This window comes from Achromobacter sp. DMS1 (assembly GCF_001270295.1).
Genome location: NZ_LHSJ01000163.1, coordinates 1 through 9,502, shown reverse-complemented (window position 1 = coordinate 9,502; position 9,502 = coordinate 1). Strand labels below are relative to the sequence as shown.

10 protein-coding genes, 2 tRNA genes and 1 pseudogene are annotated in these 9,502 nt (G+C 66.6%); 1 reads left to right on the top strand and 12 read right to left on the bottom strand.

The window, feature by feature from the left end:
* The 11 genes from AD428_RS17575 to petA form a co-directional block, all read right to left on the bottom strand.
* Window positions 1-1,175, bottom strand: a 1,175-nt coding sequence (locus AD428_RS17575; RefSeq protein ID WP_053246034.1) for an aminotransferase class V-fold PLP-dependent enzyme, incomplete at its 3' end; no start/stop codon positions are given.
* Window positions 1,176-1,202: 27 nt separating this feature from the next.
* Entirely contained in the window at window positions 1,203-1,673 is a 471-nt protein-coding gene (locus tag AD428_RS17570; RefSeq protein ID WP_053246033.1) for a RidA family protein, read from the bottom strand.
* A gap of 144 nt (window positions 1,674-1,817) precedes the next feature.
* The gene (locus AD428_RS17565) at window positions 1,818-2,729 is read right to left on the bottom strand and encodes a LysR substrate-binding domain-containing protein (protein ID WP_053246032.1); all 912 of its coding nucleotides are present in this window, start codon (window positions 2,727-2,729) and stop codon (window positions 1,818-1,820) included.
* Between the two features lie 148 nt (window positions 2,730-2,877).
* Window positions 2,878-2,953, bottom strand: a tRNA-Asn gene (locus tag AD428_RS17560).
* Between the two features lie 71 nt (window positions 2,954-3,024).
* On the bottom strand, window positions 3,025-3,675 hold the full coding sequence (locus AD428_RS17555; RefSeq protein WP_235490742.1) for a putative nucleotide-diphospho-sugar transferase: 651 nt from the start codon (window positions 3,673-3,675) through the stop codon (window positions 3,025-3,027).
* A 205-nt stretch (window positions 3,676-3,880) separates the two neighbouring features.
* Window positions 3,881-3,956: transfer RNA gene (locus AD428_RS17550), tRNA-Thr, on the bottom strand.
* 145 nt (window positions 3,957-4,101) lie between these two features.
* On the bottom strand, window positions 4,102-4,548 hold the full coding sequence (locus AD428_RS17545; protein ID WP_053246031.1) for a ClpXP protease specificity-enhancing factor: 447 nt from the start codon (window positions 4,546-4,548) through the stop codon (window positions 4,102-4,104).
* Between the two features lie 13 nt (window positions 4,549-4,561).
* A complete protein-coding gene (locus AD428_RS17540) occupies window positions 4,562-5,173 on the bottom strand; it encodes a glutathione S-transferase N-terminal domain-containing protein (protein WP_006388039.1) in 612 nt (203 codons plus the stop codon).
* A gap of 154 nt (window positions 5,174-5,327) precedes the next feature.
* Window positions 5,328-6,179, bottom strand: a complete 852-nt coding sequence (locus tag AD428_RS17535; protein ID WP_053246030.1) for a cytochrome c1 — start codon at window positions 6,177-6,179, stop codon at window positions 5,328-5,330.
* 25 nt (window positions 6,180-6,204) lie between these two features.
* Complete coding sequence (locus tag AD428_RS17530; protein WP_053246029.1) at window positions 6,205-7,593, bottom strand: cytochrome b; 1,389 nt, start codon at window positions 7,591-7,593, stop codon at window positions 6,205-6,207.
* An 80-nt stretch (window positions 7,594-7,673) separates the two neighbouring features.
* Window positions 7,674-8,315 carry a ubiquinol-cytochrome c reductase iron-sulfur subunit gene (gene petA, locus AD428_RS17525; RefSeq protein ID WP_053246028.1) on the bottom strand — a complete coding sequence of 214 codons (642 nt, stop codon included), beginning with the start codon at window positions 8,313-8,315 and terminating at the stop codon, window positions 7,674-7,676.
* Window positions 8,316-8,455: 140 nt separating this feature from the next.
* On the opposite strand from petA, the gene mscL reads away from it, so the two are divergent.
* The gene (mscL, locus tag AD428_RS17520) at window positions 8,456-8,902 is read left to right on the top strand and encodes a large conductance mechanosensitive channel protein MscL (protein ID WP_053246027.1); all 447 of its coding nucleotides are present in this window, start codon (window positions 8,456-8,458) and stop codon (window positions 8,900-8,902) included.
* A gap of 51 nt (window positions 8,903-8,953) precedes the next feature.
* Here the strand turns inward: mscL and AD428_RS17515 are convergent.
* Window positions 8,954-9,502 (bottom strand): annotated as a pseudogene (locus tag AD428_RS17515) (Nif3-like dinuclear metal center hexameric protein); the annotation flags it as partial.

Below are 9,502 nucleotides of genomic sequence, written 5' to 3'. Positions count from 1 at the left end.
AGCGCCTGCGCCAGCCGGTCCATTTCGACGGACGTGGTGAGATAGCTCACCGAGGCGCGCGCGATCTGCGACAGGCCGCGCGCCCGCATGTCCAGCGGCGTGTACGGCACGCCGTTGCTGCCGATGTGGATGCCCTGCCCGGCCAGCGCCTGCCGCAGCGCCGCGGGCTCCCACCCCCGCAGCGAGAACGAGACCAGGCCGGAGCGCTCGCGGCCCTGGTCCAGGAGCTCGAGCCCCGGAATCCCGGCCAGCGCCGCGCGCAGCGCCTGCGCATTGGCGTCGATGCGCGCGCGGATGGCGTCCAGCCCGATGTCCAGCGCCTCGCGCAGGGCGTTTGCCAGCCCGCAATGCAATGCCACGGCGGCTTCCGACGACTCCAGGCGGGCGGCGTCGCCGCGCAGCCGGGGCGCATCGTCCGCGCCCAGCGGCGCGGACTGCGTGTCCACCGAGGGCGGCGTCAGGCAGGGCAGGAAGTCCTGGCGTACATACAGCAGCCCGGTGCCGCGCGGACCGCGCAGGGCCTTGCGCCCGGCGCCGGCCAGCACGTCGCAGCCGAGCGCGCGCACGTCGATGGGCAATTGGCCCACGGCCTGGGCCGCGTCGATGAAATAAGGAATGCCATGACGGCGCGCCACGTCGCCGATGGCGGCGGCTGGATTGATGAGGCCGCCGTTGGCCGGCAGCCAGGTCAGCGCAACGAGCCGTACGCGTTCGTCCAGCATGGCCTCGAGGGCCTGCGGATCGACACAGCCGCTTTCGTCCGACGGGATCGCTTCCACCGCCGCGCCCTCGCGCGCGGCGCGCAGCTTCATCGCCGCCAGGTTGCCGCCCCATTCGTGGCGGCCGACGAGAATGCGGTCGCCGGTCCGCCACGGCGGCAGGGCGGCCAGCGCCGCGCTCCAGCCTGGCGAATTGCCCGTGGTCAGCGCGATTTCTCCGGGTTGCGCATTCAGCAGGCGGGCGGCCAGCGCGCGCGCTTCTTCGGTCGCCGCGCATGCCGCGCCGGCCTCCATGGGCCCGCCGGCTTCGCGCCGCAAGTGGTCGGCAATCGCCTGCAGCGTGGCGGCGGAGGGCAGGGACGCGCCGGCATGATTGAAATGCACGGTGGCGGCCTGCGCGCCGGGCGTGCGGGCGCGCAGTTCTGTAATGTCGCTATCGGCAAGCGGGCGGGCCATTGGTTTCTCCGGATCTGCGCGGAGCGCTCAGGACCGCAGAGCGACCACGGCTTCCACTTCCACCGCCACGCCTTGCGGCAGCGAAGCCACGCCCACGGCGGCGCGCGCATGCCGGCCGGCGTCGCCGAACACGTCGACCATCAGGTCCGAAGCGCCGTTGGCCACGCTGCTCTGCCGCGTGAAATCCGGCGTGCAGGCCACGAAAACGCCCAGCCGGACGATGCGCGCCACGCGGTCGAGCCGGTCTCCGGCGGCGGCGGCGATCTGCGACAGCACGCTCAGGCCGGCCAGGCGGGCGGCTTCCACCCCTTCCTGCTCGGTCAGCGTGTCGCCGACCCGGCCCACGAAGGCGGCCTTGCCGCCTTTGCGGGAGATCTGGCCGGCGATCGTCAGCAGCTCGCCTTGCTGGACGTAGGGCACGTAGTTGGCGGCGGGCCCGGCGGCTGGTTCCAGGGCGAGGCCCAGCTCGGCCACGCGGGCGGAAATCGAAGATGTCATGGCGATTCTCTCTGAAGCAGGCGAAAGCCCCATGCTATCGGCCGCGCCGTTTCCTGACCAATCAATTCTGGGCATGTACGCATGAATTCGATTCATGCGTGGAGGGCGGCCGGCCCAGGCGCGGCCGGTTCAGGTGCGGCCGGTTCAGGTGCGGCCAGCGTCGGCGCGGGCCGCCTCCAGCAGCCAGTCGAGCAGGCATTGCGCGGGGCCGGACAGCGGCCCCGGCGGAGCAACGAACCACCAGCCGATGCGGGGATCGTCCAGCGCCGCGCCCGGCAGCGCCTCCACCAGCGCCCCGCTGGCCAGTTGCGGCGCGAGGAGCCGGTGCCGGCCCATGGCCATGCCCTGGCCGGCCAGCGCGGCTTCCACCACGATGTTGTAGTCGTGCAGGTTGACGCTGCGCGCCCCGGAAAGATCGCAGTTCATGGCGCGCGCCCACGCCTCCCATTCGAAAGGGTGGCGGTTGTGCGATTTCAGCAGCGTATAGCGGCGCAGCGCCGCGGGTTCGCGCAGCCGCCGGCCCGCAAGCAGGGCAGGCGCGCAGACGACCGACAGCCGTTCGCGCATGATGAGGCGCGAGCGCACGCCCGTCCATGCGCCGCGTCCGTAGCGGACCGCCACGTCCACTTCGCCGCCCGCCACGTCCGCCAGCGCGATGTCCGGGCGCAGCTGCAGTTCGATGTCCCCATGGCGCGCCGCGAAGTCAGGCAGGCGCGGCGCCAGCCAGCGCATCGCGAAAGACGACAGCAGCCCCACGCGCAGCGCCTTGCGCGGCGAGGCGGCGGCGCGCACTGTCTCGGTGCCTTCGCGCAGCAGCGCGAAGGCCGCGCTCACCCGCGCGTAGTACGCGCGGCCCGCCTGGGTCAGCGCGATCTCCCGCGTGCGCCGCTCGAACAGCGCCGTGCCTAGCGCCGCTTCCAGCCGCTGGATCTGGTGGCTGACCGCGCTCTGGGTGACGAACAGTTCCTGCGCCGCCAGGCTGAAACTCAGCCGGCGCGCGGCCGCCTCGAAGGCGCGCAGCGAAGCGAGGGGCGGCAGGGATTTCGGGTCGGGCATGGCAGCGGGCGGGAGAGGGCCGGATGCGCGTAATCCTACGCCATGCGCGCTGCCCGATGTGCAGCGCCGCCCCGATCCGGACCGGCAAAGCCGCGCCGCCCGGAAATGCGAAAGGCCCGCGCCGAAGCGCGGGCCTTTCAGGATTTCTTGGCTCCCCGAGCTGGGCTCGAACCAGCGACCTGCGGATTAACAGTCCGTCGCTCTACCGACTGAGCTATCGGGGAACAGGTAGAGGGGCCGAATTATGCACAAAAAATCGGGGGAATGCAAAACGGGCGGCCGGCGCCGGGCGGCGCTATTGGGCCTTGCCCATGCCGAACAGGATCGACTCGATGGCCAGCACCCGGTCGCGTCGGCGCCTCACGCTGCGCCCGGGCCTGCCGAACCTGCGCCTGCGCTGCCTGGCTTCGCGGCTGGCCTGGAGGTGTTCGATGAACACCGCATCGCAAGACTCGTTGTTGGTCTTGTCGAAGATCCAGCAATAGGACACCGGCAGCTTTTCCAGCCTGTAGCGCGGGGCGTCGCGGACCGCGTCCTCGGCAATGATGCGCTCGAGCACGAGCTGGTCCCATTCGTCGGGATTGTCGGCGCAGGCGCGGGCCCAGGTCTCCAGCAGTTCGGCGGCGGCGGGCGTGTCGTTGATGAACAGCGTGCCGCTCAGCAAATGCCCTTCCGGCTCGTAATAGGCCGCGATATCGCACTCCAGCGCCATCAGTCCCGGCCAGGGATTGCGATGGAACACCGCGTCCACGTCGACGTACAGCAGCGGGCCGCGATGCTTGTTCCGCATGCCGGCCAGCACCCCCGGCTTCATGGCGGCGTTGCGCACCCACGAGCCCGTGGTATCGACGGCCTGGGCGTCAAGGGGAAGATTCAGCAGCTCGGCCGAGCGCTGCAGCCGGTTTTTCTCGGTCTCGTATATGGAGTCCCGCGTGAAAAAGGCCACGATCGTTCCGGTCGAGCCCGGTTCGACGGCCGGCTGGCGGGCAAGCGCGCCCGGTTGGGAAAGCTGGCGAGCATGCGTTTGTGCTCGGGAGACCAGGCGGACAGCTTGCGGCGGAACCACTGCAACATGGAATAATTTCACCAGAGCCCGGACGGAAACCTGTGCTGTCCTTGCTCGCGATGAGTGAGAAATCAAGAACGGGAGTTGGTGCCGGTGAAAGGAATCGAACCCTCGACCTTCTCATTACAAGTGAGCTGCTCTACCAACTGAGCTACACCGGCATTGCGCGGCGGGCGTGCGCGCAAGGGACTGCATTGTAATGAAAAACGGCGGCGCTTTCCTTCCGGCGGGCGACGGGAATCCGCCTCCGCATGCGACAACGCCGTCCCGGAAGGACGGCGTTGCGCGGGGCGGGGCGCGCTACCGCTATTTGACGATGGTCAGGCGCGGGCGCTTGGGTTCGTCTCCGCCGCCGTCGCCGCCGGGCGTGGGATCGTCGTCGGGGTTGTCGTCCGCGGAGGCGTCCGGGGCGGAGGGCGAGCCGGTTTCGGGCGGCTCGTAGGGCTGGACTTCAAAGCCCATTCCGGCGCCGGTTTCGCGGGCGTAGATGGCGCTGACCGCGCCGACGGGCACGTACACGTTTTCGGTCACGCCGCTGAAGCGGGCCTGGAATTCGATGAATTCGTTGCCCAGCACCAGGCGGTTGGTGGCCAGCGCGCCGACGTTGAGCGTGATCTGGCCATCGCGCACGTGCGCGGCCGGCACGACGGTGTGCTCGTCGACCTGCACGGTGATGTATGGCGTGTAGCCGTTGTCGGTGCACCACTCGTGCAGGGCGCGGATCAGGTACGGCTTGGTAGAGGTTTCACCCATGACGCTGCAAACCTTAGCGACGCATCACTTTTTCCGAAGGCGTCAGCGCTTCGATGTAGGCCGGGCGCGAGAAGATGCGTTCGGCGTATTTTTGCAGGGGCGCCGCGTTCTTCGGCAGTTCGATGCCATAGTGGTCCAGGCGCCAGAGCAGCGGGGCCACGGCCACGTCCAGCATGGAGAACTCCTCGCCCAGCATGTACTTGTTTTTCAGCAGCATGGGGGCGAGCTGGGCCAGGCGGTCGCGGATGTTCTGGCGGGCGTTGGCGAGCTTCTTCTCGTCGGGTTTGGCGCTGCGGTCTTCGAGCGTGGAGACGTGGACGAAGAGTTCCTTCTCGAAGTTGTAGAGGAACAGGCGGGTGCGCGCGCGCATGACCGGGTCGGCGGGCATGAGCTGCGGATGCGGGAAGCGCTCGTCGATGTACTCGTTGATGATGTTCGACTCGTACAGAACCAGGTCGCGCTCGACCAGAATCGGCACCTGACCGTACGGGTTCATGACCGAGATGTCTTCGGGCTTGTTGTACAGGTCGATGTCGCGGATCTCGAAATCCATGCCCTTTTCAAACAACACGAAACGGCAGCGTTGCGAAAACGGACACGTGGTTCCGGAGTAGAGCACCATCATGGCGGTAAGTCCTTGTATGAAAAACGAAAGGCCAGCGCCTTAATCTAGCAGGCGCTGGCCCCAATTGCCAGGCGGGGGCAGGCATACAGCCCTGTCCGCCATTCCTCCCCGGGTAAAGAATCGGGGGCGGATCAGAGCCTGGCGGGGCTTGCGGTTAGCGCACGTGTTTCCAGTACGCGGCGTTCAGGCGCCACGTGACGAGGAAGAACAAGAGCAGGAACAACATGACGCCGACGCCGAGCCGGACGCGGAAGGTCTGGACGGGTTCGGCCATCCAGGCCATGAACGCGGTCAGGTCCGCGACGTCGTTGTCGTATGTTGCGGTTTGTGCCGGGTTGGCGGCTTTAAATCGGGTTTCGACGGTAGCATGACCATGATAGCCGGCGACGGGTTCGGTCTTGACCGTGGCGAAGCCCTGCGCATCGTACACCGTGGTCACGCGCTCCCAGGAAGCGGGAGCGCCATCCTTGCCCTCGACCTCGTGCATGGCCACCTTGGTGAGCTCGCGCGGGCCCTGGCGTTCCCAGAGGGCGTGCGGCATGCCCACGGAGGGGAAGACCAGGTTGTTCCAGCCGGTGGGGCGGGACGCGTCGCGGTAGAACGTGCGCAGGTAAGTATAGATGTAGTCGGCGCCCGAGGGTCCGGCGTTCTGGGATTTGGCCCGCGCGATCACGGAGAGATCGGGCGGCGTGGTCCCGAACCAGCGCTTGGCGTCTTTGGAAGACATGGCGACGGTCATCATGTCGCCGACCTTTTCGCCAGTGAAGAGCAGGTTCTGCTTGATCTGCTCGTCGGTCAGGCCGATGTCGCGCAGCTTGTTGTAGCGCATCGAGCCGGCGCTGTGGCAGTTCAGACAGTAGTTGACGAACAGCTTGGCCCCGTTTTGCAGGGCGGCCAGGTCGTTGACCCGGTAGGGGGCCTTTTCGAGGGGGAAACCGCCTTCGGCGGCGAAAGTGGCGGCGCACGCGAGCATCAGGGCCGCGGCGCCAATCAGCTTCTTGATCATGGGTAGTCCGTTATCTCTGGTGGGCTCAGTGGGCGCGGAACGTGACGCGGTCGGGCACGGGCTTGAACGTGCCCAGGCGGCTCCAGACCGGCATCAGGAAGAAAAATGCCAGGTAGAGCAGCGTGCCGACTTGCGAGGTGACGTTCAGCGGCGGGCTCGGCGGCTGCGTGCCGATGTAGCCGAGCACCAGGAAGTTCACCATGAAGATGCCGTAGATCCACTTGTGCCAGGTGGGACGGTAGCGGATGGACTTGACCGGCGAGTGGTCCAGCCAGGGCAGGAAGAACAGGATGACCACGGTGCCGCCCATGGCCACCACGCCCCAGAACTTGGCGTCGATCACGCGCAGCAGCACCGCCACGACGATGAGGATGCCGGGCACGGCCACGCGCAGGAAGCCTTTCAACCGGCTCTTGACCAGCAGCGCGATGGCGCCCAGCACCGCGGCGCCCGCCAGCACCCACGTGAACTCGTCGGTGGTGGCGCGCAGCATCGAGTAGAACGGGGTGAAATACCACACCGGCGCGATGTGGGGCGGCGTCTTGAGCGAGTCGGCCGGGATGAAGTTGTTGTACTCCAGGAAGTACCCGCCCATCTCCGGCGCGAAGAACACGATGAAGGCGAACACCAGCAGGAAACCGGCCACGCCCATCAGGTCGTGCACGGAGTAGAAAGGATGGAACGGGATGCCGTCCACCGGCCGTCCGTATTTGTCCTTGGGGCCTTGCTTGATTTCGATGCCATCGGGGTTGTTGGAGCCGACTTCATGCAGCGCCACGATATGCGCCGCGACCAGGCCCACCAGCACCAGCGGGATGGCGATGACGTGAAAGGCGAAGAAGCGGTTGAGGGTGGCGTCGGACACGACGTAGTCGCCGCGGATCCAGATGGACAGCTCCGGCCCGATGAACGGAATGGCCGAGAACAGGTTCACGATGACCTGCGCGCCCCAGTACGACATCTGGCCCCAGGGCAGCAGGTAGCCGAAGAAGGCTTCCGCCATCAGACAGAGGAAGATGGCCACGCCGAAGATCCAGACCAGCTCGCGCGGCTTGCGGTACGAGCCGTAGAGCAGCCCGCGCAGCATGTGCAGGTACACGACCACGAAGAACATGGACGCGCCGGTGGAGTGCATGTAGCGCACCAGCCAGCCCCAGGGCACTTCGCGCATGATGTATTCCACCGACTGGAACGCGCGCTCGGCATCGGGCTTGTAGTGCATGACCAGGAAGATGCCGGTCACGATCTGCAGCACGAGCACCAGCAGCGCCAGCGAGCCGAAGAAATACCAGAAGTTGAAATTCTTGGGCGCGTAGTATTCGGACAGATGGGCTTTCCAGGTGGAGGTCACCGGGAAGCGCCGGTCCAGCCAGCCCAGCAGGCCTGTTGTCTCGACGGTTTTCTCGCCAGCCATGTAACGGCTCCTTCTCTCTAATACGTGGCGTATTTGTTGTACTTACGTAATTCGGGAAAAAAGCAAGCGCGACGCGAGCGTCAGGCCTTGTTCTCTTCGTCGACGCCCACGATGATGCGGGTATCGCTCAGATACTGGTACGGCGGAACTTCGAGATTGTCGGGAGCGGGCTTGTTCTTGTAGACGCGGCCGGCCAGGTCGAACGTGGACCCGTGGCAGGGACAGAGGAAGCCGCCCTGCCAGTTGGGGCCCATGCCGCTGGCGCCGCCGGTTTCGAAGTGCGGGGTGGGCGAACAGCCCAGGTGGGTACAGATGCCCACGCAGACGAAGATGTCGGGCTTGCGCGACCGGCCTTCGTTTTCGGCGTATTTGGGAGTGAAGCCGGGGCGTTGGGATTCGGGATCGGCCAGGTAGGGGTCTTGCGTCTTGAGGCCGGCGATCTGCTCCGGGGAGCGGTGGATGATCCAGACGGGCTTGCCCCGCCATTCCACCGTTTTCATGGCGCCGACGGGAATGTCGGAGATATCGACTTCGACCGGGGCGCCGGCGGCGCGGGCGCGGTCCGAAGGAGAAAACGTGCTTACGAACGGCACTGCCGTTGCTACACCTGCTACGCCGCCCACGGCACAGGCGGTGGTCACCCAGAAACGTCGGGAAGGATCCGGCGGGAGATTTGGATCAACCGCACCGTCATCATCGTGTACCAGCGTATCCTGACTCATCTTCCTATCCTTGTTGATGCGACGGCTCTGCATGTAGCATCAGTGCTGCCGCATCGGTTTAGCGGAAAAATGTAACAACATAGCAACCGCGTATTATAGCGCCAGCCTCCTGAGGGGCCTATCACGATGGGAGTGGTTTTATGAGCAAAGCAAGTGGTTTCATCAAGGAATTCCGCGATTTCGCGGTCAAGGGAAATGCGATCGATCTGGCGGTCGGCGTCATCATCGGCGCGGCGTTCGGCAAGATCGTGGATTCGCTCGTGAAAGACATCGTGATGCCGCTGGTGAACTTCATATTGGGCGGATCGGTCGACTTCTCCAACAAGTTCCTCGTGCTTTCCATGCCCGAAGGCTACAACGGGCCCATGACCTACGCGGATCTCACCAAGGCCGGCGCCAACGTGTTCGCGTGGGGCAACTTCGTCACCATCATCATCAACTTCATCCTGCTGGCGTTCGTGATTTTCTGGATGGTGAAGGCGATCTACAAGGCGCGCTCCAAGCCCGAGGAAGCGGCCGCTCCCGCCGCGCCGCCCGAAGACGTGGCGCTGTTGCGCGAAATCCGCGACCTGCTCAAGAAGCCATGAACCAGAACGCCCTTCGGGGCGTTTTTTCATGGCCGTTCCCGCCCCGCCGGCTCAGGCGGGGTTGTCGATGTCCACGAATTCCACGCGCACCCCGAAGCGCTCGGCCACGGCATTGCCCAGCGCCTGCACGCCGTAGCGTTCGGTGGCGTGGTGGCCCGCCGCGATGAAGCCCACGCCCGATTCGCGCGCCAGGTGCACGGTGGATTCGGACACCTCGCCGGTGATGTAGGCTTGCGCGCCCGCGTCGGCCGCGTCGGCCAGCATGCCCTGGGCGCCGCCGGTGCACCAGGCCACACGGGCCAGGGGCATGTCCTCGTCGCCCACCACCAGCGGTCGCGTCCCAGGCGCTCGCGCACGCGGCGCGCCAGCGCGCCCAGGGTGCCGGCCTCGCCCGGGCTTCCCAGCCAGACCAGGTTGTCGGGGCCGCAGGTGGCCGGGGCGCCATCCTGGCCGCGCAGCGGCTCCAGGCCCAGCACGCGCGCGAGCTGCGCGTTGTTGCCCAGGATGGGGTGCGCGTCCAGCGGCAGGTGGTAGGCATAGAGATTGAGATCGTTCTTGAGCGCCAGCGCCATGCGGGCGCGGCGGGTGCCCGATGACCCG

Bases quoted from the DNA above. Each gene is read 5' to 3' on its own strand.
- AD428_RS17545 (WP_053246031.1), bottom strand. From the start codon at position 4,548: ATGGGTGAAACCTCTACCAAGCCGTACCTGATCCGCGCCCTGCACGAG.
- AD428_RS17530 (WP_053246029.1), bottom strand. From the start codon at position 7,593: ATGGCTGGCGAGAAAACCGTCGAGACAACAGGCCTGCTGGGCTGGCTG.
- AD428_RS17565 (WP_053246032.1), bottom strand. From the start codon at position 2,729: ATGCCCGACCCGAAATCCCTGCCGCCCCTCGCTTCGCTGCGCGCCTTC.
- AD428_RS17540 (WP_006388039.1), bottom strand. From the start codon at position 5,173: ATGATGGTGCTCTACTCCGGAACCACGTGTCCGTTTTCGCAACGCTGC.
- AD428_RS17570 (WP_053246033.1), bottom strand. From the start codon at position 1,673: ATGACATCTTCGATTTCCGCCCGCGTGGCCGAGCTGGGCCTCGCCCTG.
- petA (WP_053246028.1), bottom strand. From the start codon at position 8,315: ATGAGTCAGGATACGCTGGTACACGATGATGACGGTGCGGTTGATCCA.
- AD428_RS17535 (WP_053246030.1), bottom strand. From the start codon at position 6,179: ATGATCAAGAAGCTGATTGGCGCCGCGGCCCTGATGCTCGCGTGCGCC.
- mscL (WP_053246027.1), top strand. From the start codon at position 8,456: ATGAGCAAAGCAAGTGGTTTCATCAAGGAATTCCGCGATTTCGCGGTC.